Genomic DNA, 25,533 nt, shown 5'->3' with positions numbered 1-25,533 from the left:
ATGAAGCCATTCCCGCTCCCCCTCCGGGTCGCCGCGGGCCTCGCCGTCTCCACCGCCGAGCGGGTTCGTGAGCTTCCCCGGCAGCTCGCCGGGCTCCCGGTGACCGTGGTCAGCCAGGTCCTGCAGGCCTCCATGCGCGTCCAGCAGCACGTCACCGAGCTGGCGATCAAGGGCGACAACGCCCTCTCCAGCCTGCGCCCCGTCGAGGACACGCCCAGCTGGGCGACCTTCGACGAGGACGTCGACGTCCCGCCGTCGCGGCCGAACCTCTCGCCGGTCGCCGACGTGCCGGAGCCGCGCTCGGAAATCAATGGTCACATTCCGTCAGCGGCCGAACTCGAAGCGGAACTGGGCGATCCGTGGGCCGACGAGGAACGCGCGCTCGCCGAGGACCACGCCGACGGCGAGAACGACAGCGGCCCCGAGGAGCAGGACGAGCCGGACGAGGCGCCCCGCACCCCCAAGCCCGGCACGCCCAAGATCGACAAGAAGGCCAAGAGCGAAACCCCCCGGACCAGCGCCGGCGGGTACGACGGTCCCGCCGGGCTGACCGGCTACGACCAGCTCACCCTCCCGCAGCTGCGGGCCCGCCTGCGCCAGCTCTCGATCCCCCAGCTCGAGACGATCCTCGAGTACGAGCGCGCGCACGCCGACCGCTCGTCCTTCACCGGGATGCTGTCCCGCCGGATCGCCAACGCGCGCAAGACCGAGCAGGCCCAGGACGAGCCGGCCGAGGACGACGGCAAGGAAAACGGCGCGGAAGGCCGGTGACCGAAACCGAAGCGAGCACCGCCGAAAAGCCCTGGCCGGTCCGCACGGTCGCGCGCAAGATCGGCGACTGGGTCCACCGGCTCGGCAGCGTCTGGGTCGAAGGCCAGGTCACGCAGGTCAACTCCCGGCCGAACACGCAGACCGCGTTCCTGACGTTGCGCGACCCGTCGGCGGACGTCTCGATGTCGGTGACCTGCCCGAACTGGCTGATCCGCGAGATGGAGCCGCCGCTGCGCGAAGGCGCCAGCGTGGTGGTGCACGCGAAGCCGTCGTTCTTCTTCGGTCGCGGCACGATCAGCCTGCGCGCCGACCAGATCCGCGCCGTCGGCATCGGCGAGCTGCTGGCCCGGATCGAACGCTTGAAGAAGCTGCTGACCGCCGAAGGCCTCTTCTCGGCGCAGCGCAAGCGACCGATCCCGTTCCTGCCCCAGGGTGTCGGATTGATCACCGGCCGCGCGTCGGCGGCCGAGCGGGACGTCCTGGTCAACGCCCAGACCCGGTGGCCGCACGTCCGGTTCAAGGTCATCAACACCGCGGTGCAGGGCTCGCAGGCCGTTCCGCAGGTGATGCGCGCGCTGCGCATCCTCGACGCCGACCCGGACATCGACGTCATCGTCATCGCCCGCGGCGGCGGCAGCGTCGAGGACCTGCTGCCGTTCTCCGACGAGGCCCTGTGCCGCGCGGTGTCTGCCGCCGGGACGCCGGTGGTCAGCGCCATCGGGCACGAGCCCGACACCCCCTTGCTCGACTACGTCGCCGACCTGCGGTGCTCGACGCCGACCGACGCGAGCAAGCGGATCGTGCCGGACCACCGCGAGGAGACCGAGCGGGTCCGGCAGATGCGCGACCGCGGGCGCCGCGCCCTCCACGGCTGGGTCGACACGCAGACGCGCCTGCTGACCCAGCTGCGCAGCCGCCCGTCGCTGGCCGACCCGCTCGGCCCGGTCCAGCGGCGCCAGGACGACGTCGACGTCCATCGCGAACGCGCGCGCCGCGCCATGCTGACGCTGCTCGCCAAGGACCAGGCCGAGCTCGCGAGCTCACGGGCCCGGCTCACCGCGCTCGGCCCGGCCGCGACGCTGGCCCGCGGCTACGCGGTCGTGCAGTTCCTCGACGCCGAAGGCAACCTCCAGGTACTCCGCTCCGTCTCCGAAGTCGAGGCCGGTGCCCAGCTGCGCGTGCGCGTGGGCGACGGTGCGATCGGCGCGGTGGCGGAAGGAGAACAGGGGTGACGCTGAAGGCGGCGACGTTCCTCCCCCTCACCATGGACGCGGCCCGGCGCTCGGGCTCGCGTCCGCTGCTGGACCAGGCGATGCGCACCGACCGGGCGGCGGCGGAATGCTGGACGGCGCTGCTCGCCGGCTGCGGCGGCGCGGCCCGCCGCGAGCTGGGCCCGCAGCTGCGGCGGCTGTCCGAAGCGACGTCGACGCAGGTCGGCTCGCGCTGGTGGTTCGCCGAGGGCGCCGGGCACCGCATGCGGGTGGCGGGCGCGCAGGAGAACCTCGAAGAGGCGATCGCGGAGGGTGACGGACAGGAGTTCGCGCTGGCGTTCGTCGGGTACGACCACGCGATGGCGAGCGCGGTAGTGTGCGCGACCAGCTACCCATCCCGGAAGGTCGGAGAACGCCCAGCGTGAGCGAAGCAGCCAGCGAGGAACTCGGCTACGAGCAGGCCCGCGACCGGCTGGTCGAGGTCGTCCGCGAACTCGAAGCCGGCGGTCTGTCCCTCGAGCAGTCGCTCGCGCTGTGGGAGAAGGGCGAGAAGCTCGCGAAGGTCTGTGAGCGCCATCTCGAAGGCGCCCGCGAACGCATCGAGGCCGCTCTGGCGTCCGTCGAGGACGAAACCGGCGACGGCCAGTGACGTTTGCCATGCCGTGGGCGACTGGATCGACTCGCGGTATCTGAGAGACTGGTCGTCCGCCGAACTCCGCTTCCCCGGGAGGCCCGCATGACGACCCCCAGCGCCCCACGACACCGTGAAGCGCCCGACCGCAACCTCGCGATGGAGCTGGTCCGGGTGACCGAGGCCGCCGCGATGGCCGCCGGCCGCTGGGTCGGCCGCGGCGACAAGATCGGCGGCGACGGCGCGGCCGTCGACGCGATGCGCCAGCTGGTGTCGACGGTGTCGATGCGCGGGGTCGTGGTGATCGGCGAGGGCGAGAAGGACGAAGCGCCCATGCTGTTCAACGGCGAAGAGGTCGGCAACGGCGACGGGCCGGACTGCGACGTCGCGGTCGACCCGGTCGACGGCACGACGCTGATGGCCAAGGGCATGCCGAACGCCCTCGCGGTGCTGGCGGTCGCCGAGCGGGGCGCGATGTTCGACCCGTCCGCGGTGTTCTACATGGAGAAGCTGGCCGTCGGGCCGGAGGCCGCGGGCAAGGTGGAGCTCGGCGCGCCGATCGCGGAGAACATCCGGCGCGTGGCCAAGGCGAAGAACAGCAGCGTCGGCGACGTCACGGTGTGCGTCCTCGACCGGCCGCGCCACGAGCAGATCGTCAAGGAGATCCGCGACGCGGGTGCGCGGATCCGGTTCATCTCCGACGGCGACGTCGCGGGCGCGATCGCCGCGGCCCGGCCGACCACCGGCGTCGACATGCTGATCGGCATCGGCGGAACGCCGGAAGGCATCATCGCCGCCTGCGCGATGAAGTGCCTCGGCGGCGAGTTGCAGGGCCGGCTCTGGCCGAAGGACGACGCCGAGCGCGAGAAGGCCATCGCCGCCGGTCACGACCTCGACCGCGTGCTGCTGAACGACGACCTCGTGACCGGCGACAACGTCTTCTTCTGCGCCACCGGCGTCACCGACGGCGACCTGCTGCGCGGCGTCCACTACCGCGAGGGCGGCGCGACGACGCAGTCCATCGTGATGCGGTCCAAGTCCGGGACCGTCAGAATGATCGACGGCTACCACCGGCTCACCAAGCTGCGGGCGTACTCCTCGGTCAACTTCGACGGCCACCTGGACGCGCCCGACGACGACGTCGTTCCCCCGCTGCCGTAGAAGGAGTTCCGTGCCCAGGCGACTACTGGCCCTGCTGGTCCTGGTGTTCGCCCTGGTCCCCGCCACCGCGTCGGCCGAACCCGCCATCGTCGGGGGCGGCGACGCCGACCAGCCGTACCCGTTCGCGGTGTCGCTGCACTCCTCGACCGGCAAGCTGTTCTGCGCCGGCGCGCTGATCGCCCCGGCCTGGGTGGTCACGGCGGCGCACTGCGCGTTCGACAAGACCCCGGCCGGGATCTCCGTGCGGGCGGGGACCACCGATGTGGGCCAGGGCGGCGAAGTCGCCCAAGTCGCGGACATCGTCGTGAACCCGGCGTTCAACACGCAGAGCCCAGCGGGCGACATCGCGCTGCTGCGGCTGGCGACGCCTGCGACGGCGGCCCCGATCGGCTTGGCGACGGCCGCGGCGCCCGGCACGGCCACGCGGATCCTCGGCTGGGGCCAGACCTGCCCGAAGGTGAACTGCGGCCAGATCCCCGCGACGCTGCAGCAGCTCGACACGCACATCGTCGAGGGCACGAAGTGCACGTCGGTGTTCGACGGCACGGCCGAACTGTGCACGGACAACCCTGGTGGCAAGGCCGGAGCGTGCTTCGGCGACTCCGGTGGCCCCGAGGTCGTGCGCGACGGCGACCACTGGCTGCTCGTCGGCGTCACGAGCCGGCCGGGCAACAACGACCCGGTGTGCGCGTCGGCGCCGTCGATCTACACGTCCGTCGTCGCGTACGCGCCGTGGATCGCGGAGAAGACGAAAGTCTGACCTACTGTGCCGGATTACTACTCCGCGTTGCTGGAGTGGCCCGGGAACAGGTGGGCGTCCGGGTCGAGCGCGACGGCGATGTTGTTGACAGCCGTCGCGGCCTCGCCGAAGCCGGTCGCGATGAGCTTCACCTTCCCCGGGTACGCGGCGACATCGCCGGCGGCGTAGACGCGTTCGCGCGCGGTCGCCATCGTCGAGTCGACCGCGATGGCGCGGTGGTCGATCTCCAGGCCCCAGCTCTCGATCGGGCCGAGGTCGGCGGTGAACCCGAGCGCCGCGACGACGGCGTTGGCCGGCAGCCGCTCGTCTCCGGCGCCCTTGATCGAGAGGTCGACGGCTTCGAGAGCGCCGCTCTCGTTCTCGACGAACCGCGTGACCTCGGCGTCGGTGATGATCCGGGTGCCGAGTTCGCGCGCCTGCCGGACGATCGACTCGGCCGCGCGGAACTTGGCGCGGCGGTGCACGAGCGTCACGCTCGCCGCGACGGGGTGCAGGGCGAGGATCCAGTCGAACGCCGAGTCGCCGCCGCCGACGACCACGACGTGCTGCCCGGCGTGCACCTGCAGCGACGGGACGAAGTGGACCATGCCGCGCCCGAGCCAGCCGTCGCCGGCGGGCAGCGGGCGCGGGGTGAACTCGCCGATGCCCGCGGTGATGAGGACCGCGCGGGCCTTGAGCGTCTCGCCGCCGTCGAGGGTCAGCTCGACACTGTCGCCGACGGTTTCAAGTTTCTCGGCCTTCCGGCCCAGCAGGTACTTCGGCTTGAACGGCGCGGCCTGCTTCACCAGCCCGTCGACGAGATCGCGGCCGCGGACCTCGGCGAACCCACCGACGTCGTAGATCATCTTCTCGGGGTACATCGCCGTCACCTGGCCGCCGGGCTCGGGCAGCGAGTCGACCACCGCCATGGACAGGCCGCGGAACCCGGCGTAGTAGGCGGCGAACAGGCCGGTCGGGCCCGCGCCGATGATCACGAGGTCGTAGGAGTCCCCAGGGACTTCAGTCATGCTCGCTCCAGCCAGTGGTGGATGGCGGTGATCGAGAACACATCCGATCCTAGCCGGATCGGAGTTCACTCGACGGCGTGCGACACAGGCGTCCCGTCGACCGGCGGCCACCGTGGGGCGTGCGTCGGACGGTGCTGAGCGCCGACCACTGCGCCGGCGATGTCTTGAATGACTCATCCAGGTCTTCGGAGGTCTTGAATGAGTCATTCAAGACCTCCGGCGGAGCGGCCGTCACGCACCCCTGTGGCCGCACACCTGCCGCGGCGCAGGGTGCCTCTCCAGCCGATCCGCGAACCCGAGCACTCCGTAAGAGGGTGCGCAACGCCACCACGCGGTGACTCGCGAACAGGTCCAGAATCGGTGTCATGGCTGACCAGGAATACCGGATCGAACACGACACGATGGGCGAGGTCCGCGTGCCGGCCGACGCGCTCTACCGGGCGCAGACCCAGCGGGCCGTCGAGAACTTCCCCATCTCCGGCCGGGGCCTGGAGCGCGCCCAGATCCGCGCGCTCGGCCTGCTCAAGGCCGCCGCCGCGCGCGTGAACCTCAAGCTGGGTGTACTCGACGCCGACGTCGCTGAGGCCATCGCCAAAGCCGCTGACGAGGTTGCCGAGGGCGCCCACGACGCGCACTTCCCCATCGACGTCTTCCAGACCGGCTCGGGGACGTCGTCGAACATGAACGCCAACGAGGTCATCGCGACCCTCGCGTCCCGCGCCCTCGGCAAGGACGTGCACCCGAACGACCACGTCAACGCGTCGCAGTCGTCGAACGACACCTTCCCGACGACCATCCACGTCGCCGCGACCGAAGCCGTCCTCAAGGACGTCATCCCCGCGCTCGAGTACCTCGCCGGCGCCATCGAGGTCCGCGCCGCGGAGTGGGCCGACGTCGTGAAGTCCGGCCGCACGCACCTGATGGACGCCGTCCCGATCACCCTCGGCCAGGAGGCCGGCGCGTGGGCGTCGCAGATCCGGTTCGGCATCGAACGGCTGAAGTCGGGCCTGCCGCGCCTCGGCGAGCTGCCGATCGGCGGCACCGCCGTCGGGTCGGGCCTCAACGCGCCGGACGGCTTCGGCTCGAGCGTGGCGGCCGAACTCGCCACCGTGACCGGGCTGCCGCTGACCGAGGCCCGCGACCACTTCGAGGCGCAGGCGACGCAGGACAGCGTCGTCGAGACGTCCGGGCACCTGCGCACGCTCGCCGTGTCGCTCAACAAGATCGCCAACGACCTGCGCTGGCTGGGTTCCGGCCCGCGCACCGGCCTGGCCGAGCTGGCGCTGCCGGACCTGCAGCCGGGCTCGTCGATCATGCCGGGCAAGGTCAATCCGGTCATCCCGGAGGCGACGCTGCAGGTGGTCGCGCAGGTGATCGGCAACGACGCGGCCGTCGCTTTCGCCGGTGCCGCGGGCAACTTCCAGCTGAACGTGAACCTGCCGGTGATCGCGCGCAACGTCCTCGAGTCGGCGCGCCTGCTCGCCGCGGTGTCGCGGTTGCTGGCGGACAAGGTCTTCGCGGGCATCACCGTGAACACCGAGCGCACCCGCACCTACGCCGAGGGTTCGCCGTCGATCGTGACGCCGTTGAACAAGTACATCGGCTACGAAGAAGCCGCCGCGACCGCGAAGCAGGCCCTGAAGGAGCTGAAGACGATCCGCGAGGTCGTCATCGAGCGCGGCTATGTGAAGGACGGCAAGCTCACCGAAGAGCAGCTCGACGAAGCGCTCGACGTCCTCCGCATGGCCCGCGGCGGCAAGTGACCCGCTACCGCCGGCGCAGGCGCGCGTCCGCCAGCGCCGGCGGGGTGTAGTCCTTCTCGGCCGAGTTCAGGTCGGTGCCCGGCGGGACGATCTCGTCGATCCGGTCCAGCACCTCGTCGTCCAGCACGAGGTCCGCGCCGGCCAGCAGGTCGTCGAGCTGGGCCGGGGTGCGCGGGCCGATGATCGCCGACGTCACGCCCGGATGGGCCCGGACGAACGCCGTCGCCAGGTGCGTGAGCGGCCGGCCCAGGTCGTCGGCGATCTTCTTCAGCTGCGCGATCGCCTCGAACTTGACGGCGTTCGCGGGCAGCGCCGGGTCGAACTTGTGCGCCTGCAACGTCCGGCGGCCTTCGGAAAGGTCCACATCGGACGGTTTCAGATAGCGACCCGACAGCCAGCCGCTGGCGAGCGGGCTCCACGTCAGCACGCCCATGCCGTACTTCTGCGCGGTCGGCAGCACCGCGGCCTCGATCGCCCGGTTGAAGATCGAGTACGGCGGCTGCTCGGCGCGGAACCGCGCCAGGCCACGCTTTTCCGCCACCCACTGGGCTTCCACGATCTGCTCGGCCGGGAAGTCCGACGACCCGATCGCGCGCACCTTGCCGGACCGCACGAAGTCCGTCAGCACCGAAAGCGTTTCCTCGATGTCGGTCGTCGGGTCCGGCCGGTGGACCTGGTAGAGGTCGACGTAATCGGTGTCGAGCCGCCGGAGGCTGTCGTCCAGCGCCCGGGTCAGCCAGCGCCTCGAGAGCCCGCCCTGGTTGGGATCGGAGCCCATCTGGAAGAAGCCCTTGGTGGCCAGCACGACCTCGTCGCGGCGGCCCTTCAGCGCCTTGCCGACGATCTGCTCGTTCTCGCCTTCGCTGTACATGTCCGCGGTGTCCCAGAAGTTGACCCCCGCGTCCAGCGCGGTGTGCAGCATCCGCACGCCCTCTTCGTGGTCGGGGTTGCCCCACTTGCCCAGCATCATCGCGCCGAACGCGTACTCGCTGACCGAGATGCCCGTGCCGCCCAAAGTTCGTCGTTTCATGCCTCCACTCTGGAAGCGGCGAGCGGGCCGGACCAGGTCACGCTCAACCTGGGTCCGGCAGTACCAGGCGGGGAGCCGCGAGCCGGGGATACTGGAGGCATGAGTGACGCAGCCGAGCTGGGCGCCTTCCTGAAGGCGCGCCGCGCCGTCCTCGACCCCGCCGACCTGGGCCTGCCGCCCGGGATCACGCAGCGGCGCGTCAAGGGCCTCCGCCGCGAGGAGCTGGCACAGCTGTCCGGGATCAGCGTCGACTACTACACGCGGCTGGAGCAGGGCCGCGCGAAGAACGTGTCGGACGCGGTCCTCGACGCGCTGGCCCGCGCGTTGCGGCTCAACGCCGATGAGGAGGCCTACCTGCGCAACCTCGCCGCGCCGAAGCGCCGTGACGAACGTGCGCCGCAGCGGGTCCGGCCCGAGCTGCAGCAGCTGCTCGACGCCATCCAGGCGCCGGCGTTCGTCTTCGGGCGCTACATGGACGTGCTGGCGTGGAACGCGCTCGGCGGCGCGGTCGCGTTCGCCTTCGCCGACCTGGACGAGCGCAACATGCCGAAGCTGATCTTCCTCGACGAGCGCGCGAAGCAGCTGCACCCGGAGTACGACGCGGTGTGCCGCGAGCTCGTCGCGAACCTGCGCGCGGAGAGCGGGCGCCACCCCGGCGACCCGCGGTTCGCCCAGCTCATCGGCGAGCTTTCGCTGGCCAGCGAGCAGTTCCGGAAGCTGTGGGCCGAGCACGCGGTGCAGGAGAAGGCACAGGGCTGGAAGGTGCTGCGGAACCCCGTCGTCGGCGAGCTGCGGCTGCGTTACGAAACGCTGCGCCTGCCCCAGGATCCCGACCAGGGCATGGTGGTCTACCACGCCGAACCGGGGTCGGAGACCGAACGCGCGCTCGGCCTGCTGGCCAGCTGGATCGCCTCCGATGAACGACCGGTGAACACTCGGTCGTCGCAACCCCACGCCGGGTGAGCGCTGCCTAGGCTGCTTGACCTGGGGAGTCAGGGGTAGAGGAGCGGCACGGTGGGCGTCGGCGCGACGATGCAGTCACTCGCCGAAATCCTGAGCTCGGACTCGGGCAGCCTCGTCCTCGGGCTCGCCGCGCTGGTCGCGATCGCCGCGCCGTTCATCGACCGCTACTTCATCCGACGACGCCGGCTGACGTTCCGCGTGCTCTACAACTCCAAGATCGGGCTGTCCCCGATCGACCTGCACGACGGCGAGAACGGGTCCGCGCAAGCGGATCCGCAGCTGGAGCGGACCGCGCGGCTGCTGAACCGGATGAGCATCGTCGTCATCCGGATCCACAACACCGGCGGCTTCGACATCGCGCCGGGCGACTTCGAGATCCCGCTGTCGTTCACCTTCGGCAGCCGGATCGTCTGGGACGCGCGGGTGTCCGACGCCACCGACGACGGCCTGCGCCAGCACGTCCGCGACGGCCTCGAGTTCTTCACGCGGGAGACGCCGCAACGGCCGGTCGAAGGCGTGAAGCTCTCACGGGTGCGCGCGCTGCTCCCGAAACGGCTGGCCGGGCTCGCCGCGTCCGAAGTCCCGCCCGAGGCGCCGGAATGGCACGGCGTGCGGTTCGCCCGGCTTTCCTTGAAGCGCAAGGAAAAATTCAAGCTCGTCGTCGTGCTGCGGGAGTCCGACGGCCACGACGGCGAGATCAGCAAGGAGATCGACCACCACGCCCGGCTCGCCGCCGGCCGGATCAAGGACGACCGCAAGCAGCGCCGGTTCGGCTGGCCGGTCATCACGACGGCGGTCGGCGTGCTGCTGACCGGCGCCCTGCTGGCGACGCTGCTCGTCTCGTGGTCGCGGCCGAGCGACTCCGCGCAGTGCGCCACCGGGAAGCTGTCGGTCGAAGGGTCGAGCGCGTTCGTGCCGATCATCGACAGTGTCGCTGCCGAGTACCACGGCCAGTGCGACGGCGCGGCCATCACGACCCGCGCGACCGGCAGCGTCACGGGTGTCCGCGCGCTCGCCCCGTTAGACGCGGCGGGCAAGGACGAGCTGGCGGTGCTCTCGGACGGCCGGTCCGGCGAAGCGGGCCCCGATCTCGAGGCCAAAGCCGTCGCGGTGGTCGTGTACAGCCTGGTCGTCAACCGCGCCGCCGGCGTCGACCGGCTGACGACCCAGCAGGTCAAGGACATCTTCAGCGGCCGGGTGCGGAACTGGGACCAGCTGCGGCCGGGGCCGTCGGTGCCGATCGGGATCGTCGGGCGCGGGCAGGAGTCGGGTACGCGCAAGACGTTCGAGCAGAAGGTGCTCGGCGGCGCGGAGGACCGGCTGACGTCGGACTCGTGCCGCAAGCCGGAGCGTGACCCGGCCGCGGCGACCACGCGCTGCGAGCGCGGCACGACCGCCGAGGTGCTCACGGAGGTCGGCGCGGTGCCGGGCGCGATCGGGTACGCCGACGTCCCGGCGGCCAAAACAACCGCGGCACGCGACCAGCAGGTGACGATCGTGCAGCTCGACGGCCACTACCCCGACGTCACGACCGTCGACGCCGGCTACCGGTTCTGGACCGTCGAGTACCTCTACACGAAGGGCGTGCCGGCGAACGGGAGCGTGCTGAAGCGGTTCCTGGACTACCTGGCGAGCCCGACCGCGCGGGCCGAGCTGCAGGACGCCGGATTTGTGCCGTGCGTGGCCAAGGACGGCCTGCTCGACCCCGTCTGCACCAGGGCGGACATCTGATCAGCAAGAAATTGTCGGTGGTCCGGGTCATGATGTCCGGGTGTTGCTGAGCGAGATAGTCCGGGCGTCCGCCGAGCTGGCGGCGACGAGGTCCAGGAAGGCGAAGATCGCCATCCTGGCCGCACTGCTGCGTGCGGCCGAGCTCACCGAGCTGGCCACGGTGATCGCGTACCTGACCGGGCAGACGGCGCAGGACCGGCTGGGTGCGGGCTGGCGCACCCTCGCCGGGCTCGGCGCGTCGCCCGCCGCCGAGTCCGCGGTCACGGTGCTGGAGGTCGACGCGGCCTTGACCTCGGCCGCCGGGGTGGCGGCGGGCACGGGGTCGTCGACGCGGCGGCAAGAGGTCCTGCGAGCGCTGTTCGTCCGGCTCACCGAGGCCGAGCAGCAGTTCCTGTTCCGGCTGGTCACCGGCGAGCTGCGGCAGGGCGCGCTGGAGGGCGTGATGGTCGACGCGATCGCGGCGGCGGCCGACGTGCCGGCCGTCGACGTGCGGCGGGCGTTCATGCTGTCCGGGAAGCTGGGCGTCTCCGGGGTCGCGGCCATGACCGGCGGGCAGGCGGCGCTGGCGGAGTTCCGGCTGACGCTGGGCACGCCGATCAAGCCGATGCTGGCGTCGCCGGCGGAGTCGCTGGACGAAGCGGTCGCCGAGCACGCCGAAGCGATCGTCGAGTACAAGATGGACGGTGCGCGGATCCAGGTGCACCGCCAGGGCGACGAGGTGCACGTCTGGACGCGGACGCTGCGCGAGATCACCGGGAGCGTCCAGGAGCTGGTCGAGCTCGTGCGGGCGCTGCCGTGCGAGTCCGTGGTCCTCGACGGCGAAACGCTGGCGCTCACCGACGCCGGACGGCCGCGGCCGTTCCAGGACACGATGAGCCGATTCGGCAGCACGCGTGACGAGCAGGTGAAGGCGCTGCTGCTGCGGCCGTACTTCTTCGACTGCCTGCACCTCGACGGCGTCGACCTGCTGGACGCCCCCTTGTCCGAGCGCAACGCGGCGCTGCGCAAGGTCGCCGGGGCGCACGTGATTCCCGGCGAGGTCGGCACCGAACGGGCGGACGCGGTGCTGGAAGCGGCGATGGAGGCCGGCCACGAAGGGGTGATGGTCAAGGACCTGGCGTCGCCGTACGCGGCGGGGCGGCGCGGCCGGGCGTGGCTGAAGGTCAAGCCGGTGCACACGATCGACCTGGTGGTGCTCGCGGCGGAGTGGGGTCACGGCCGGCGCACGGGCTCGCTGTCGAACCTGCACTTGGGCGCCCGCGATCCGGACGGCGGCCCGCCGATCATGGTGGGCAAGACGTTCAAGGGCATGACCGACGAGCTGCTGGCGTGGCAGACGAGGACGTTCCAGGAGATCGAGACCCACCGCGACGACTGGACGGTGTACGTCCGGCCGGAGGTCGTGGTGGAGATCGAGCTGGACAGCGCGCAGGTGAGCACGCGCTATCCCGGCGGGCTCGCGCTGCGGTTCGCGCGGGTGGTCCGTTACCGCCCGGACAAGGACCCGGCGGACGCGGACACGATCGACACGGTCCGCGGCCTGCTCCACGGCGACCGCTCGGAAGGGAGCTGACTACGAAAGTATCGATCACGACATCGCGCGTCTTCGGGGTGCTTTCCTCCTAAAAGGAAAGACGAAAGTCGATGTTGCCTTCTCCCGCTCCTGAGCAGAGTGGCTGACGGAGTTTCCTTCAGCCACGGGAGAAAAGCATGAGATTGCGCGCTGTGTCCGGCTTGCTCGCGAGCACCACCCTGCTCGTGACCGCGTTCGCGGCGCCCGCCGGCGCCTCGCCCGTGCCGAGCACGCCGAACGCCGGGCACGAGCCGTCGAAGCACCACTTCTCGGCGGCCGCGCAGTCGTTCGTCGGCGCCGACACCGTGCAGAAGCGCGTCACCAAGCTGGAAGCGGCGATGGCGTCGCTGCCGAAGGAGAGCACCGCGTACAACGCGACGAAGCTGTGGAACGCCGGCATCACCGGCGCGGGCAGCACCGTCACGACGCTGGTGTCCTTCGGCGACGACCAGGTCAAGCAGGTCCTCGACACGTACTCGAAGAACCACGGCCTGCCGCCGGCGAACGTCGAGGTCATCGAGCCGTCCGGCGCGGTGCCCGCGTGCACCGACCCCGGCGTCGACACGGCCACCTGCCAGGGCTGGGGCGGCGAGACCGACCTCGACGTCACGATGATGCACGCCATGGCGCCGAACGCGAAGATCATCGTCGCGGCGACGCCGGTCGCCGAGACGCAGGGCTTCACCGGCCTGCCCGAGATGATGCACGCGGTCGACTACCTGACCGAGCACAAACTGACCGACGTCATCTCGATGAGCTTCGGCACCACGGAAGAGAATTTCCCGTCGTTCGACTCGATCAAGACGCTCGACCCGGCGCTGGAGCGCGCGAGCAAGGCCGGCATCACGATGGTCGCGTCCTCCGGTGACGACGGCCCGACCGGCGGCTACCTCTACGGCCCGGGCAACTACCCGTACCGCGTCGCGAGCTGGCCGGCGTCCGACCCGCGCGTCACGACGCTCGGCGGCACGCAGCTGCACCTCGACGCGAGCGGCACCCGCACCAAGGCGGACGACGTCGTGAACGTCGCCGACAACGGCTTCTCCGAAGGCGCCGGTCTGTCGAAGACCTACGCGCGGCCGAACTGGCAGGACGGCGTCAAGAAGATCACCGGCAGCAAGATGCGCTCGTTCCCGGACATCAGCATGGAAGGCGTCTACGGGACGTCGCAGTCCGCGCCGCTGTTCGCCGGCGTGCTCGCGCTCGCGGTGCAGGCCAAGCACGGCAAGCTCGGCCAGATCAACCCGGCCCTGTACACGAAGCTGGGCCCGGCGGGCGCCAAGGCGGGCATCGTCGACGTCACCGAAGGCGACAACAGCCAGGACGGCGTCACCGGATTCACCGCGGCGAAGGGCTTCGACATCGCCAGCGGCTGGGGCACGGTCGACGCTTCGGTCTTCGTTCCCGCTCTGGTGAAAGCGCTGCGTTGACAAACACCGTGCTGACCGGTTGACCGGAATCAACGGCATTCGGTTTATTCGACGCGTGCCATGACAGGAATTTTCCCCACAGATCGCGGGGTCGTCCGTCAGTACGATGCTGCTCCTTGGCAGACCCGCTCAGTCCCCGAGCGGTCATGGAGGAGCACAAGTGGCAAGCAAGGAACAGCTCAAAGCGGCCATCCACGCCGCCTTCGACTCGGCCGTCGAAGGCGGCGCCGGATTCACGAAGGTTTATGCCGCGGAAATCAAGCAAAAGAACTTCATCGTTTTCCGCACCACCACCGTCAGCAATTTCGCTATCGGTTTCCGGCCGGGATCGACCGATCTCGTCATCGTCCCGGTCGAAGAAAAGGGCGGAGCGATCACGGCGGGCACCCCGCTGACGATCACGGACGCGAACCGGGCGTCCGTGAAGAAGCGTGATCTGCAGGGCCGGTTCGTGATCAAGACGACCGACGGGCAGAGCTTCAAGCTCAGCATCCTCCCCTCCGTCCCGAAGCTTCTCGCCGCCAGCTACCAGCTGCCCGTCGAGCAGAAAGCCGAGTACGAGGCGTTCACCACCCTCCGGGACGCCCTCACCACGGCCTGACGACCGAGCGCCCCGGTGTCACCGCACCGGGGCGCGTCCCGCACCGGCGACGGCGGGCGCATTCGTCCACAGTGGAACTATCCTCCGGGGATGCGCAGCGAAAAGCTCACCCGCGCCTGGTTCGCGGTCACCGCCGTGGTCACGCTGACCGGGCTCGTCACCCAGGTGATCGCGACCGCGACCGATCCCGGTGGCCGAGTCGCGAACCTGCTTTGCTTCTTCACCATCGACTCGAACCTGCTGGTCGCCGTGACCTCGGCGCTGGTCGCCCTCGCCGGCAACCGCGGCAAGCTGTTCGCCGTCCTCTGGCTCGACGCGCTCGTCGGCATCATCGTGACGGGCATCGTCTACCAGGTCGCCCTCGCCGGGCTGTACGAGCTGCACGGGCTTTCGCTGTTCTCCGACACCATGCTGCACAAGGTCACGCCGATCCTGTTCGTCCTCGGCTGGCTCGTCGCCGGCCCGCGCGGCGCCCTGACCTGGCGCACGGTCTGGTGGTCGCTGCTCTACCCGTTGGCCTGGCTCGCCTTCACGCTGCCGCGCGGCGCGATCACCGGCTTCTACCCGTACCCGTTCGTCGACGCCGCCGCGCTCGGCTACGGCCGCGTGACCCTCAACTGCGTCGTCATCGGCCTGTTCTTCACCGTGCTCGCCATCGGCGCGCTCCTCCTCGACGGCCGACTGTCCAAGAAATCGTTGACAATCTCGGCGACAACGCCGTAGCGTCCCGACCCGGCAACTTCCCTCCGTGCAGAGGAGACGTGCAATGCCGGGTCTCAAGCGCTGCCTCACCGCCGCTTTCCTTCTCCTCGTAGCCCAGCCGGCCGTCGCCGACGCACGTCCGGTGACCTCGAACGGACTCCGGGACCTCCCCGCCGTACGACCCGTGATGACCTGCGGAGACGTCCCGAAGCTCGACCTGGACGGCGTCACCGACGCGAAGGTGACGATCCAGTCCGCGACCGTCGTGACCACCGGTACTCCGGCGCCCTACTGCGAGGTGAAGGGCACGGTCGCGCCCGCGAACACCGTCGTCGTCCGCCTGCCGATCGACGGCTGGACCCAGCGGTACGTCCAGACCGGCTGCGGCGGCCTGTGCGGCAGCGCGAACATCAACTACGGCCAGGCGTCGACGTGCCCGCTCGTCGTCGACGGCACGCTCGCGAGCGCCACCACCGACATGGGCCACCAGGGCCGGAACGACGGTTCCTGGGCCTTGGACAACCCCCAGGCGCAGATCGACTTCGCCTACCGCGGCGTGCACGTGACCTCGCAGGTCGCCAAGGCGCTCATCAGCCGGTTCTACGGCCGCGGCCCGGCCTACTCCTACTTCACGGGCTGCTCCGACGGCGGCCGCGAAGCGCTCATGGAGGCTCAGCGCTACCCCGGCGACTTCGACGGCATCGCCGCCGGTGCGCCCGCCAACGACATGGCCGTGCAGAACACCTTCCACCACGCGTGGAACGTCGTCGCCAACCTCGACCTGGACGGCCACGCGATCCTGCTCGCCGGCAAGCTCCCGCTCGTCCACACCGCCGTGCTCAACGCGTGCGACGCACTCGACGGACTGCGTGACGGCCAGCTCGACGATCCCCGGCTGTGCTACTTCGACCCCGCCACGCTCGGCTGCGCGTCCGGCCAGGACCCGGCGACCTGCCTCAGCCCAGCCGAGGCGGCCGTCGTCCGCAAGCTGCACGACGGCGCCACCGACGCGCAGGGCCGCCGCCTCGAGCCCGCGATCGCGCACGAGTGGGGTTCGGAACTCGAGTGGTCGCTGTTCGTCCCGGCGACGCCGACCGGGCCGTCGGCCAGCGCGAACTTCGCCCTGTCCTACCTGCGCTACCTCGCGTTCCCCGGCGCGCAGAACCCGGACTTCCAGCTGTCGGACCTGAAGTTCACGGTGGCGTCGTTCTGGAAGACCGTCCAGTCGTCGAGCTACCTGGCGGCGATGGACCCCTACCTGACGCGCTTCCAGCGCGGCGGCGGGAAGCTGCTGCTCTGGCACGGCTGGAACGACCAGCACATCTCGCCGCAGTCGACGCTCGCCTACTGGGACGCCCTGCGTCGCGAGACCCGCGTCGACGGCTTCGCGCGGCTGTACCTGTTCCCCGGCGTCGCGCACTGCGGCGGCGGCGACGGCCCGAACACCTTCGACGTCCTGACGCCGGTGATGGCCTGGGCCGAGAGCGGCAAGCCGCCCGGCAAGGTGGTCGCGTCGAACGCGACGCGCAGCCGTCCCGTCTTCCCGTACCCGGCGGTCGCCCGCTACGACGGCACCGGCAGCACCGACGACGCGGCCGACTTCGTCCCCTTCACGCCGCGCACCGAGCCCGGACCCGGCTACCACTGGGTCGGCGAGCGCCTCTACTCCGGCGACTACCGGACGTGGTGCCGGGTCGTCGGCGGCGAACTCGTCTGCCGGCCCGCGAAGACCTGGCTGACCGCGTTAGGGTCGGGCACATGACGGCGATCGTGCAGAACCTGGTGACGTCCGGCACCTTCCAGCTCGACGGGGGAAGCTGGGACGTCGACAACAACGTGTGGATCGTGGGCGACGACACGGCGGTGATCGTGATCGACGCGGCCCACGACGCGAAGGCGATCGAGAACGTCGTCGGCGAGCGGAAGCTGGCCGCGATCGTCTGCACCCACGCGCACAACGACCACGTCAACGCGGCCCCGGAGCTCGCCGCGGCCACGGGCGCGCCGATCCTGCTACACCCGGACGACCGGGTGCTCTGGGACCAGACGCATCCGGACCGCGCCCCGGACGGCGAGCTGAAGGACGGCCAGACCATCACGATCGCGGGCACGGCGCTGAAGGTCATCCACACCCCGGGGCACGCGCCGGGCGCGGTCTGCCTGTACGCCGAAGACCTCGGAGTCCTGTTCACCGGCGACACGCTGTTCCACGGCGGCCCGGGTGCGACGGGACGGTCCTATTCGGACTACCCGACGATCGTGAAGTCCATCCGCGAGAAGCTGTTCACGCTCCCGGAGGCGACGAAGGTGCACACCGGCCACGGCGAGGGCACGACGCTGGGCGCGGAGAAGACCGCTTCGAGCGGCTGGGACCAGGCTTAAGAGGTGTGCTTCCGGGCGACGAGGGCGAACTCCTCGATCGCCCGGTCCAGCTCGAGCACGGCCTCCCGCACGACCGGCGGCAGGTAGATCACGTCGAACTCGCCCTCGTCGAGTTCGTGGCGCACGTGGTGCAGGTCCATGTCCTTCTTCCGAACGTTCCTGGCCTCGTCGACCAGTTCATCCGGCCCGCTCATGACCAGGAGCCCGAAGAACGACCGCATCTGGGCGCGAGCCGTGTAGTACGAGTTCTCGAGTTCCGCTTCGTGCTCGGCACCATCCTTGGCGCTCGCCGCGTTCTCGCGCTGGCGGTGGGTCACGTTCAGGCTGACGTTGTGTTGCCGGGCTCGGGCGGCTGCTTCGATGAACCCTGCGCAGCGGTCGGCTCGGTCCTGCCGCAGCTTCGCGCGCCGGGCCGCGTTCAGCTTCAGCGGCTCGACCAACGCGCCCAACGTGACACCGGCCAGCGACGCGACGGCCGCGATGATCGCGGCACTCAACGCCGTCAGCACGTCAGCCGTGGCGCACTCGGCGACACCCGCACCCGCTGCTTCGCCTCTTCGGCCAGCTTTCGCGCCCACGCCTGCAACCCCGCCACGTCGATCCCGTGCGGGGGCTCACCCCGGAACGGCTCGATGTTCGCCGCCCCGCGCTCCAGCAGCGACGCCGCCCCGGCCGTGTTGCCGCGCGCCGCGTGCGTCAACCCGACCGCGAGCTGCGCCAGCCCGCGCCACAACTCCCGATCAGGCCCGTCGGTCGTCTTCCACGCGTCCTCGAAGACCTCGTGCGCGTGGAACGGCTTGCCGTCGTCGAGCAGCTGCTGGGCTTCCGCAAGCGTTTGCGCCGGGGTCCTCGCGATACCTTCCGGCTGACGCTCGACGCCGTCGGCGCCGTACGGCAGCGGCCGGCCGAGGCCGTCGCGCGGGCGTGCGTTGCGGGCCCGTCCCTCGGTGTCGCGGTCGCGGCGGCTCATGCCCCGATCCTGCCACGGGCCCGGCCGCGTTCGCCGTCTCCCGGAGAGCCACGTAGCCTGGGGACTCGTGCGTTTCCTCGACGGCCACCGGCCCGCCCACGACCTGACCTACGACGACGTGTTCCTGCTGCCGAACCGTTCGGACGTGGAGTCCCGCTTCGACGTCGACCTCTCCACCGCGGACGGCACCGGCGCGACCATCCCGATCGTCGTCGCCAACATGACCGCGGTCGCCGGCCGGCGGATGGCCGAGACCGTCGCCCGCCGCGGGGGCCTGGTGGTGCTCCCCCAGGATGTCGACAGCACCGCCGTCGCCGAGATCGTCGGCTGGGTCAAGAGCCGCCACACGGTGTGGGACACGCCGCTGGTGCTGACCGGCGGCGACGCGGTGGCCGACGCCCTCAACCTGGTCCACAAGCGTGCTCACGGCGCTGTCGTGGTCGTCGACGGCGAAGGCCGCCCGGTCGGCATCGTCGACGAGGCGGCCTGCGCGGGTGTCGACCGCTTCGCGCGTCTCGCCGACGTCGCGCAGCCCCCGGCCGTCGCGGTGCCGCTGGCCACGCCGGCGCGTCAGGTCTTCGAGCAGCTCCACAGCCACGGCGCTCAGCTCGCCCTGGGCCTGGACGCGGACGGCCGCCTCGCAGGCGTGCTGACCGCCGTCGGGGCGCTGCGCGCGGACATCTACACCCCGGCCGTCGACGGTGACGGCAGGCTGCGCGTCGCCGCCGCGGTCGGCGTCAACGGCGACGTCGCGGCGAAGGCCGAAGCCGTCCTCGGCGCGGGCGTCGACGTGCTGGTCGTCGACACCGCGCACGGGCACCAGGAGAAGATGATCGCCGCGCTGAAGGCCGTCCGGTCGGTGTCGCCGCAGGTCCCGGTGGTCGCCGGGAACGTCGTCACCGCCGAGGGCACGCGCGACCTGATCCAGGCCGGCGCCGACGTCGTCAAGGTCGGTGTCGGGCCGGGCGCGATGTGCACGACCCGGATGATGACCGGCGTGGGCCGCCCGCAGTTCTCGGCCGTCGCCGACTGCGCGGCCGCCGCGCGCGAGCTGGGCAAGCACGTCTGGGCCGACGGCGGCGTCCGCCACCCCCGCGACGTCGCGCTGGCGCTGGCCGCGGGCGCGTCCGCGGCGATGGTCGGCTCGTGGTTCGCCGGCACCTACGAATCCCCCGGTGACCTGCGGTTCGACGAGCAGGGCCGGCCGTACAAGGAGTCGTTCGGCATGGCGTCGAAGCGCGCTGTCGGCGCGCGGACGCGGACGGACAACGTCTTCGACCGCGCCCGGAAGGCGTTGTTCGAGGAGGGCATCTCGGCATCGCGGATGTCGCTCGACCCGGCCCGGCCGGGCGTCGAGGACCTGCTGGACTCGATCGGCTCGGGCGTCCGCTCTTCGTGCACGTACGCGGGCGCGCGCACCCTCGAAGAGTTCCACGAACGCGCGCTGCTGGGCGTCCAGTCGGCGGCCGGCTTCGCCGAAGGCCGTCCCCTCCCCTCCGGCTGGTAAAACGCCGTGAAGGCCACCTTGCGGAACTTGAAGTTCCTCAAGGTGGCCTTCACGAACTACTCCTAGCCGTGGTCCTCCAGCATCTCGGTGACCAGGGCCGCGATCGGCGAGCGCTCCGAGCGCGTCAGCGTGACGTGCGCGAACAGCGGGTGGCCCTTCAGCTTCTCGATCACCGCCGAGACGCCGTCGTGCCGGCCGACGCGCAGGTTGTCGCGCTGGGCGACGTCGTGCGTGAGCACCACCCGCGACGCCGTGCCGAGCCGCGAAAGCACCGTGAGCAGGACGTTCCGTTCCAGTGACTGCGCCTCGTCGACGATCACGAACGCGTCGTGCAGCGATCGGCCCCGGATGTGCGTCAGCGGGAGCACTTCGAGCATGCCGCGGTCGAAGACCTCGTCGAGGACCTCCTGGCTGACCAGCGCGCCGAGGGTGTCGAACACCGCCTGCGCCCAGGGCTGCATCTTCTCGCTCTCGGACCCGGGCAGGTAGCCGAGGTCCTGGCCGCCGACCGCGTAGACCGGCCGGAACACCACGACCTTGCGGTGCTGGCGGCGTTCCATCACGGCTTCGAGCCCGGCGCACAGCGCGAGCGCCGACTTGCCGGTGCCGGCCCGTCCGCCCAGCGAAACGATGCCGACGTCGGAGTCGAGCAGCAGGTCGAGCGCGACGCGCTGCTCGGCGCTGCGACCGTGCAGCCCGAAGGCCTCGCGGTCGCCCCGGACCAGCCGGATGCGCTTGTCCGCCGTGATCCGCCCCAGCGCGCTGGCCGTGCCCGCGAGCAGCCGCAGCCCGGTGTGGCAGGGCAGTTCGGCGAGCTCGTCCATGCCGTACTCGACCGGGTCGACGGTTCCGCCGCCGAACAGCGTGTCCAGCACGTCCTGCTCGACGTCGACGTCCGCCATGCCCGTCCAGCCGGACGGCGTGACCTCTTGCGCGCGGTACTCGTCGGCCTCCAGGCCCACGGCACCCGCCTTGACCCGCAGCGGGATGTCCTTCGTCACCAGGGTGACCGCCGGGAACTCCGCCGCCAGGTTGAGCGCGCAGGCGAGGATCCGGTGGTCGTTGGAGTCCGTCCGGAACCCGACCGGGAGCACCGTCGGGTCCGAGTGGTTCAGCTCCACCTGCAGCGTGCCGCCGTGGTCCCCGATGGGGAGCGGCGCGTCGAGCCTGCCGTACTGCCGGCGCAGGTCGTCGAGCATGCGCAGGGACTCCCGGGCGAACCAGCCGAGCTCCGGGTGGTGGCGCTTCGCCTCCAGTTCACTGATGACGACCAGCGGAAGCACGACCGCATGCTCGGCGAAGCGGGTCACCGCCCACGGGTCCGAAAGGAGGACCGACGTGTCGAGCACGTACATGTGCTGCTGGGATTGGGGCGAGGTCGAGGCTTTCTCCGGGCCAGGAGCGGCACCGGTCGAAGAACGGCCAGAGGCCTTACGGGGTAAACGCTGCGCAGTCACGACGGCATCTCCCTCGAGGGCGTGTGCACCTCACGCCCGCACTCGCTGGGCCGGGCACCTCCCTGGCTGGACCGTTCCTCCTGACCGGTGGGTCAGTCGGCGCGGCCACGAGGGCCGGGTGCCGGCCCCCTCGTGCGTCTCGTGGGCGGCTGCGCCGCCCCCTCGATCACCGTCACGACCAGGGCCTCCCGCGAGGACTCGCACGGAACGCGTGCCCTCACCTCGGAAGGTACCTACGAATGCCGGATCGCGCAGGGAGCCAACACGGTGATTCGCCAGATCGTCACCTCACTGTCGGTCGTCCGACATCGACGCCCGGTGATGCTCACCCTGTGTCACTGTCCCCTCGATCGATGCACACTCGTCGGAATGATCTTGCCGAAATTGCTGACCCGTTGTATTCACAAGATCGACTGAACGGCTTTTACCACGTTGGATTGCGCCGCGCATTTTCGGCAACCGAAAGAGAACCGGTCCGAGTGAAAGCACCTGCATCAGGCTCACACAATGGGCGTACAAGCCGTACGAGCTGCCTGATAGAGGGGTAATTTTCTCACTGCGGGACACACCACCGGTCCTCCGGTGCCCCGGATCCCAATAGTTCTACCTAGGAGTGTGCGAAGTGCTGAAGAAGGCTGGATTCGTGGCCGCCACCGCTGCGGGCCTCATGATGATCGGCAGCACCGCGTTCGCCGCGACGGGCGACACGACGGGCACCCCGGACCCGACGTTCGGCGACGCCTACGCGACGTTCATCGAGGGCGGCGGCGCCCTCGGCTACGGTGCGGCCTCCCTGGTCGCCGGTGCCTACACGGGCATCGCCACCACCCCGGCGCTGATCCTCCACTCGCTGGAGCACCACCACCACTGAGTGCGGAGCGCGAAGGGCCCCGGAGTTCGCTCCGGGGCCCTTCGACGTTTCCGGGGTCCGTTACGAACCGAACCGGCGGTGCCGCCAGGCGTAGTCGCGGATGGCGCGCAGGAAGTCGACACGGCGGAATGCGGGCCAATACGCCTCGGTGAACCAGAATTCCGAATGCGCGGACTGCCAGAGCAGGAATCCGGAAAGCCGTTGTTCGCCGGAGGTGCGGATGATGAGATCCGGGTCCGGCTGTCCCGACGTGTAGAGGTGCTCGGAGATGTGGTCGACGTCGAGGATCTTCGCGAGCTCGTGAATGGTCGTGCCCTCGTCGGCGTGCTGGAGCAGCAGCTTCCGCACGGCGTCCGCGATTTCCTGGCGCCCGCCGTAACCGACCGCGACGTTGACCTCCATCCCGGTCCGCCCCTCGGTGCGCGCGGCGGCTTCGCTGAGTCGCTTCGCGACCTCGGCGGGTAGCAGGTCGAGGGCGCCGACGATGCGCAGCTGCCAGCTCTTGCCGGGCGCGGCCAGCTCGTCGGTGACGTCGGTGATGATCTTCAGCAGGGGCGTGAGTTCGTCCGGGTCGCGGTTGAGGTTGTCGGTCGAGAGCAGCCACATGGTGACGACCTCGACGTCGGCCTCCTCACACCAGCTCAGGAAGTCCGCGATCTTCTTCGCGCCGGCCCGGTGCCCGTCCGCGACGTCCGAAAAGCCCGCTTCACGAGCCCAGCGGCGGTTGCCGTCGAGCATGATGGCGATGTGCCGGGGATGCCGGCCGGCGGCCTGCTGGATGAGGCGCCGGCCGTAGGCGCTGTACACGACGTCGGACAAGAAGGAGCGCACACTCACGTCGAGGAAGCCTACGCACCCGGTGTGAGGCGTGTGACTCGACCGCTGCCGGAGAACCCAGGGTCGCTTAACCTTGAAGGGTGAGCCTGACGACGGAACCACCCGAGCCCGTAGTGGATCTCCGCCCCCGGCTGCGCGGGCACATCCACTTCTGGACGTTCTTCGGCGCCCTCGCGGCAGCGGCGGCGCTGATCAGCGTGGCGGCGTCCACAGTGTCCTCGATCGCGACTCTGGCGACCTCGGTGTACGGCCTGACGGTGCTGGGCCTGTTCGGCGTGAGCGCGCTGTACCACCGCCGCCTGTGGAGCCCCCGCGCGTACAAGTGGATGAAGCGCGCGGACCACTCGATGATCTTTCTGTTCATCGCGGGCACGTACACGCCGTTCACGTTGCTGGCGATGTCCAAGCCGACGGGCTACGTGGTCCTGTCGATCGTCTGGGGCGGGGCTGTCGCGGGTGTGGCGCTGAAGATGCTGTGGCCGCACGCGCCGCGGTGGCTCGGGGTACCGATCTACATCGCACTGGGCTACGTCGCGGTGTTCGTGTTTCCGGAACTCTTTGCCCACGCCGGGGTCGCGGCTGTGGTGCTGCTTTGCGTGGGTGGCTTGTTCTACACGCTGGGGGCGGCGTTCTACGGGTTCAAGTGGCCCAACCACTGGCCGGATACCTTCGGGTACCACGAGTACTTCCACGCTTGCACGGTGCTTGCGGCTGTTTCGCACTACATCGCGATCTGGCTGGCCTTGTACGCCTGACGCCGAAGGGGCCTCGCTCGCACACCCCAGCGAACGAAGCCCCTCCGAACGAACACTTCAGCCGAACATTCCCGGCTGGTACTCCCCAGCGGGATTCCGGGCGATCACGTTCAGCCGGTTCCACGTGTTGATCTCCGCCACCAGGCAGACCAGCGCGCCGATCTGCTCGTCGTCGAAGTGCTTGCGGACCGCAGCCCACGTCTCGTCCGTGACGCCGGTGTGGTTGTCCGCCAGGCGGGTTCCCTCCTCCGCCAGCGCCAATGCCGCGCGCTCCGCCTCGGTGAACACCACTGCCTCGCGCCACGCTGCCACCAGCGCCAGGCGGACCGCCGTCTCGCCCGCCGCCGCCGCGTCCTTCGTGTGCATGTCCAGGCACATTCCGCAGCCGTTGATCTGGCTCGCGCGGATCTTCACGAGCTCCTGCGTCGCCTTCGGGAGGGACGACTCCTCGATCGGACGGGACGCCGCGATCAGGCGCTTGAAGAACTTGCTCGTGACCTCGTTCTCGAACATGTTGAAACGCGCTTCCATGACCGTTCCCTTCGTCGGTGTCACCCTCTTGACGACCCGCGCCGGGACGTTGTGACAGCCCGGGACGTGGCCCCGGTCACAGGGACCTGGGTTACACACCTTCGCGCCATCCCCCACGCCGCCGATCACGGCGGAGACACCCCGCGCGACCTGCGGGAACCACCACCTCCTTGCCCGTGGGCCACAAGCCAAACCACCACTTTCCGGGGTCACCCACGGGAGCACCACGACGGTTGCCGTGATCAAGAGTGCGGCCCACGGTGGCTCCTACAGACACCGACGCGCGAAAGGAGCAGCACCGCGATGGCCAAGACCATGCAGCCCCAGGAGCTCATCGACAGTGCCGTGGTCGACCCGGCCGGAAACAAGCTCGGGAAGGTCGGCAACGTCTACCTCGCCGACGCGACGCACCAGCCGGAATGGATCACCGTCAAGACCGGCCTGTTCGGCACCAAGGAGAGCTTCGTCCCGCTCTCGGGTGCGCACACCGACAAGGACGGCGTGCACGTCCAGGTCGACAAGGAAGCCGTCTCCGACGCGCCGCGCATCGACGCCGACGGGCACCTCTCCCCCGAGGAGAGCAACCAGCTCTACCAGCACTACGGCCTGCCGATGCCGCGCTCGTCGCAGGACGGCCGGATGGGTGACCGGACGCAGGGCCGGGACCCGGCCATGGGCGGCACCGGCCGCGGCCGGTCCGAAATGGACGCCGGCCGCGGGAAGCCCGGGATGGACGCCGGTCGCGGGAAGTCCGAAAAGGACGCCATGACGCGGTCCGAGGAGCGCCTGAACGTCGGCACCGAGCAGGTCGAGACCGGGCACGTGCGGCTGCGCAAGTACGTCGTCACCGAAGAGCAGCAGGTCACCGTCCCCGTCCGGCACGAAGAGG

At 70.3% G+C, this 25,533-nt stretch carries 26 protein-coding genes; 19 read left to right on the top strand and 7 right to left on the bottom strand.

All coding sequences use genetic code 11. The annotated features are described in order from the left end of the window. The 6 genes from AB0M59_RS08470 (at window position 1) to AB0M59_RS08445 (ending at window position 4,534) form a co-directional block, all read left to right on the top strand. On the top strand, window positions 1-771 hold the full coding sequence (locus AB0M59_RS08470) for a lipid droplet-associated protein (protein WP_364610811.1): 771 nt from the start codon (window positions 1-3) through the stop codon (window positions 769-771). Next, the gene (gene xseA / locus AB0M59_RS08465; protein ID WP_364610808.1) at window positions 768-2,003 is read left to right on the top strand and encodes an exodeoxyribonuclease VII large subunit; all 1,236 of its coding nucleotides are present in this window, start codon (window positions 768-770) and stop codon (window positions 2,001-2,003) included. Before AB0M59_RS08470 ends, xseA begins: the two co-directional genes overlap by 4 nt. Before the next feature lie 32 nt (window positions 2,004-2,035). Continuing rightward, window positions 2,036-2,407 carry a hypothetical protein gene (locus tag AB0M59_RS08460; protein ID WP_364611445.1) on the top strand — a complete coding sequence of 124 codons (372 nt, stop codon included), beginning with the start codon at window positions 2,036-2,038 and terminating at the stop codon, window positions 2,405-2,407. Next, window positions 2,404-2,631 carry an exodeoxyribonuclease VII small subunit gene (locus AB0M59_RS08455; protein ID WP_155541053.1) on the top strand — a complete coding sequence of 76 codons (228 nt, stop codon included), beginning with the start codon at window positions 2,404-2,406 and terminating at the stop codon, window positions 2,629-2,631. The genes AB0M59_RS08460 and AB0M59_RS08455 overlap by 4 nt, the downstream gene beginning before the upstream one ends. 87 nt (window positions 2,632-2,718) lie before the next feature. Continuing rightward, a complete protein-coding gene (gene glpX, locus AB0M59_RS08450; protein ID WP_364610804.1) occupies window positions 2,719-3,774 on the top strand; it encodes a class II fructose-bisphosphatase in 1,056 nt (351 codons plus the stop codon). 10 nt (window positions 3,775-3,784) lie between these two features. Then, window positions 3,785-4,534, top strand: coding sequence for a serine protease (locus AB0M59_RS08445; protein WP_364610801.1), 750 nt, complete (start codon window positions 3,785-3,787; stop codon window positions 4,532-4,534). A 17-nt stretch (window positions 4,535-4,551) separates the two neighbouring features. Here the strand turns inward: AB0M59_RS08445 and AB0M59_RS08440 are convergent, their stop codons facing one another. Next, on the bottom strand, window positions 4,552-5,541 hold the full coding sequence (locus AB0M59_RS08440) for an NAD(P)/FAD-dependent oxidoreductase (RefSeq protein WP_364610798.1): 990 nt from the start codon (window positions 5,539-5,541) through the stop codon (window positions 4,552-4,554). A 365-nt stretch (window positions 5,542-5,906) separates the two neighbouring features. Between AB0M59_RS08440 and AB0M59_RS08435 the strand changes: the two genes are divergently transcribed. Further along, a complete protein-coding gene (locus tag AB0M59_RS08435) occupies window positions 5,907-7,304 on the top strand; it encodes a class II fumarate hydratase (protein ID WP_364610795.1) in 1,398 nt (465 codons plus the stop codon). 4 nt (window positions 7,305-7,308) lie between these two features. On the opposite strand, the gene AB0M59_RS08430 is transcribed toward AB0M59_RS08435, so the two are convergent. Then, on the bottom strand, window positions 7,309-8,334 hold the full coding sequence (locus AB0M59_RS08430; RefSeq protein ID WP_364610792.1) for an aldo/keto reductase: 1,026 nt from the start codon (window positions 8,332-8,334) through the stop codon (window positions 7,309-7,311). Window positions 8,335-8,433: 99 nt separating this feature from the next. Between AB0M59_RS08430 and AB0M59_RS08425 the strand changes: the two genes are divergently transcribed. The 8 genes from AB0M59_RS08425 (at window position 8,434) to AB0M59_RS08390 (ending at window position 17,716) form a co-directional block, all read left to right on the top strand. Beyond that, window positions 8,434-9,297: a helix-turn-helix transcriptional regulator gene (locus AB0M59_RS08425; protein ID WP_364610790.1), complete on the top strand. Its 864-nt coding sequence runs from the start codon at window positions 8,434-8,436 to the stop codon at window positions 9,295-9,297. A 51-nt stretch (window positions 9,298-9,348) separates the two neighbouring features. After that, window positions 9,349-11,028, top strand: a complete 1,680-nt coding sequence (locus AB0M59_RS08420) for a substrate-binding domain-containing protein (protein ID WP_364610787.1) — start codon at window positions 9,349-9,351, stop codon at window positions 11,026-11,028. Window positions 11,029-11,068: 40 nt separating this feature from the next. Then, window positions 11,069-12,601 (top strand): ATP-dependent DNA ligase, encoded by a 1,533-nt coding sequence (locus AB0M59_RS08415; protein ID WP_364610784.1) that lies wholly within the window; start codon window positions 11,069-11,071, stop codon window positions 12,599-12,601. 137 nt (window positions 12,602-12,738) lie between these two features. Further along, complete coding sequence (locus AB0M59_RS08410; RefSeq protein ID WP_364610781.1) at window positions 12,739-14,031, top strand: S53 family peptidase; 1,293 nt, start codon at window positions 12,739-12,741, stop codon at window positions 14,029-14,031. Window positions 14,032-14,137: 106 nt separating this feature from the next. Continuing rightward, window positions 14,138-14,632 carry a hypothetical protein gene (locus AB0M59_RS08405; RefSeq protein ID WP_364610778.1) on the top strand — a complete coding sequence of 165 codons (495 nt, stop codon included), beginning with the start codon at window positions 14,138-14,140 and terminating at the stop codon, window positions 14,630-14,632. Between the two features lie 90 nt (window positions 14,633-14,722). Then, window positions 14,723-15,355, top strand: coding sequence for a Pr6Pr family membrane protein (locus tag AB0M59_RS08400; protein WP_364610775.1), 633 nt, complete (start codon window positions 14,723-14,725; stop codon window positions 15,353-15,355). A gap of 43 nt (window positions 15,356-15,398) precedes the next feature. Next, window positions 15,399-17,096, top strand: coding sequence for a tannase/feruloyl esterase family alpha/beta hydrolase (locus AB0M59_RS08395; RefSeq protein ID WP_364610772.1), 1,698 nt, complete (start codon window positions 15,399-15,401; stop codon window positions 17,094-17,096). Next, window positions 17,093-17,716 carry an MBL fold metallo-hydrolase gene (locus tag AB0M59_RS08390; protein ID WP_364610769.1) on the top strand — a complete coding sequence of 208 codons (624 nt, stop codon included), beginning with the start codon at window positions 17,093-17,095 and terminating at the stop codon, window positions 17,714-17,716. The genes AB0M59_RS08395 and AB0M59_RS08390 overlap by 4 nt, the downstream gene beginning before the upstream one ends. Here AB0M59_RS08390 and AB0M59_RS08385 read toward each other — a convergent pair. Further along, window positions 17,713-18,213 (bottom strand): hypothetical protein, encoded by a 501-nt coding sequence (locus AB0M59_RS08385; protein ID WP_364610766.1) that lies wholly within the window; start codon window positions 18,211-18,213, stop codon window positions 17,713-17,715. The genes AB0M59_RS08390 and AB0M59_RS08385 overlap by 4 nt on opposite strands. Window positions 18,214-18,218: 5 nt before the next feature. After that, on the bottom strand, window positions 18,219-18,686 hold the full coding sequence (locus tag AB0M59_RS08380; RefSeq protein WP_364610763.1) for a DUF309 domain-containing protein: 468 nt from the start codon (window positions 18,684-18,686) through the stop codon (window positions 18,219-18,221). 67 nt (window positions 18,687-18,753) lie between these two features. Here AB0M59_RS08380 and AB0M59_RS08375 point away from each other — a divergent pair, with 67 nt between their 5' ends. Next, window positions 18,754-20,193 carry a GuaB1 family IMP dehydrogenase-related protein gene (locus AB0M59_RS08375; protein ID WP_364610760.1) on the top strand — a complete coding sequence of 480 codons (1,440 nt, stop codon included), beginning with the start codon at window positions 18,754-18,756 and terminating at the stop codon, window positions 20,191-20,193. Between the two features lie 62 nt (window positions 20,194-20,255). Here the strand turns inward: AB0M59_RS08375 and AB0M59_RS08370 are convergent, their stop codons facing one another. Then, window positions 20,256-21,548 (bottom strand): PhoH family protein, encoded by a 1,293-nt coding sequence (locus tag AB0M59_RS08370; protein WP_364610757.1) that lies wholly within the window; start codon window positions 21,546-21,548, stop codon window positions 20,256-20,258. Window positions 21,549-22,272: 724 nt separating this feature from the next. On the opposite strand from AB0M59_RS08370, the gene AB0M59_RS08365 reads away from it, so the two are divergent. Beyond that, window positions 22,273-22,521 (top strand): hypothetical protein, encoded by a 249-nt coding sequence (locus AB0M59_RS08365; protein WP_086683841.1) that lies wholly within the window; start codon window positions 22,273-22,275, stop codon window positions 22,519-22,521. A gap of 60 nt (window positions 22,522-22,581) precedes the next feature. Here AB0M59_RS08365 and AB0M59_RS08360 read toward each other — a convergent pair whose 3' ends face one another. After that, a complete protein-coding gene (locus AB0M59_RS08360) occupies window positions 22,582-23,358 on the bottom strand; it encodes an isoprenyl transferase (protein ID WP_364610754.1) in 777 nt (258 codons plus the stop codon). A gap of 80 nt (window positions 23,359-23,438) precedes the next feature. On the opposite strand from AB0M59_RS08360, the gene AB0M59_RS08355 reads away from it, so the two are divergent. Beyond that, a complete protein-coding gene (locus AB0M59_RS08355) occupies window positions 23,439-24,113 on the top strand; it encodes a hemolysin III family protein (RefSeq protein ID WP_364610751.1) in 675 nt (224 codons plus the stop codon). 57 nt (window positions 24,114-24,170) lie between these two features. On the opposite strand, the gene AB0M59_RS08350 is transcribed toward AB0M59_RS08355, so the two are convergent. After that, complete coding sequence (locus tag AB0M59_RS08350; RefSeq protein ID WP_364610748.1) at window positions 24,171-24,644, bottom strand: carboxymuconolactone decarboxylase family protein; 474 nt, start codon at window positions 24,642-24,644, stop codon at window positions 24,171-24,173. Between the two features lie 303 nt (window positions 24,645-24,947). Between AB0M59_RS08350 and AB0M59_RS08345 the strand changes: the two genes are divergently transcribed. Next, a partial coding sequence (locus tag AB0M59_RS08345; RefSeq protein ID WP_364610745.1) for a PRC and DUF2382 domain-containing protein occupies window positions 24,948-25,533 on the top strand: 586 nt, incomplete at its 3' end.

It is taken from the genome of Amycolatopsis sp. NPDC051371 (assembly GCF_040682155.1).
Taxonomy (GTDB): Bacteria; Actinomycetota; Actinomycetes; order Mycobacteriales; family Pseudonocardiaceae; genus Amycolatopsis.
This window is presented reverse-complemented; position numbering and strand designations above follow the sequence as displayed.